At 28.8% G+C, this 1,210-nt stretch carries 1 protein-coding gene and 1 pseudogene; both read right to left on the bottom strand.

The genetic code is table 11. The features are described from left to right. A pseudogene (locus tag BUB83_RS21160) lies at positions 1-521 on the bottom strand (HlyD family efflux transporter periplasmic adaptor subunit); the annotation flags it as partial. Next, positions 521-1,210: ABC transporter ATP-binding protein (locus BUB83_RS21155; protein WP_143160630.1), on the bottom strand; the 690-nt coding region annotated here is incomplete at its 5' end. The pseudogene BUB83_RS21160 and the gene BUB83_RS21155, both read right to left, overlap by 1 nt.

The raw sequence follows: 1,210 nt of genomic DNA, 5'->3' as shown, positions 1-1,210 counted from the left end.
TGATCAGATTTTTGAGTTTTATTTTGTTTCAATTGATCTTCAGATTGTTCTAAACTAAGCTTATAGTTTAAATATTTTTCATAGTACTCTTTTTCAATTTCAGAGTTTTTGTCAAAGTAATCTTTACCATCATTTACACTCTCTTTAAACTTATTTAAATTAGCCAACTCATTTTCTAAATCAATAATAGAATTTTCATAGGATTCTTTCTGCAAATCAAGTTCATCATGGTTAATAGTAAGAAGTATATCTCCTTCATTTACTATTTTTCCATTTATGTAGTTGATACTTTCTACTTTTCCAGAAACCAATGAAGCAATTTTATATGTATCTTCCTCTGGCTGGATTACACCAGTAGCTTTTACTAAAATTTCTTTTTCCCCAAACCATGCCCACAAAAATCCACTAAATAATATAGCTATCAAAATATAAATAAATATAGTTGTAAAAGGGTGGGGTTTTGCTTCTAAGATTTCTCTACTATCTGTAATTTCATCTAGATTTTTGATTATATCTCTCACTATAGATTCACCCCCATAACACTTGCTGCCGCAATTTGTGCTTCTGTTAAATAATTTTCTGAGATAACCTCTTCTTTTTTCTCATAATAATCAGGCAATTGATCTTTCCACAGATTATAATAATGGCCGCCTTGTCCCATTAACTCTTTATGTGAGCCACTTTCAATTATTTTTCCTTTTTCCATAACAAAAATCTTATCACATCTCATAATAGTACTTAACCTATGAGCAATAACCACTGTGGTCATATTTTTGCTAAATTCATGTAAGGTTTTGTCTATAGCTTTCTCAGTACTGGAATCTAAATTACTTGTGGCTTCATCCATTATCAAAATATCTGGTTTCTTAAGTATTGCCCTTGCTATAGCTAATCTTTGTTTTTGACCTCCTGATAAATTCGACCCATTTTCTTCTATGAAAGTATCATACCTAAGAGGTAAACTATTAATAAAATCATGTATTCTAGCTTTTTTGCAAGCCTCTATAATTTGTTCTAGTTCAATACTTTTATCCCAGAAAGATAAATTCTCTTTTATAGAACCACTAAACAAGAAGATTTCTTGAGATATATAAGCTGTTTTATCTCTCAAAGATTCTATATTGATATCTTTTATATTATATTTATTTATTAATATTTCCCCTTTTTCACACTGATAAAAATTCAATAAAAGTTTAGCAATGGTAGTTTT

The sequence above is a fragment of the Clostridium grantii DSM 8605 genome (assembly GCF_900129965.1).
Taxonomy (GTDB): domain Bacteria; phylum Bacillota; class Clostridia; order Clostridiales; family Clostridiaceae; genus Clostridium_AF; species Clostridium_AF grantii.
Note: the sequence above shows the minus strand (reverse complement) of the source record. Positions and strands in the feature narration are given on the sequence as shown.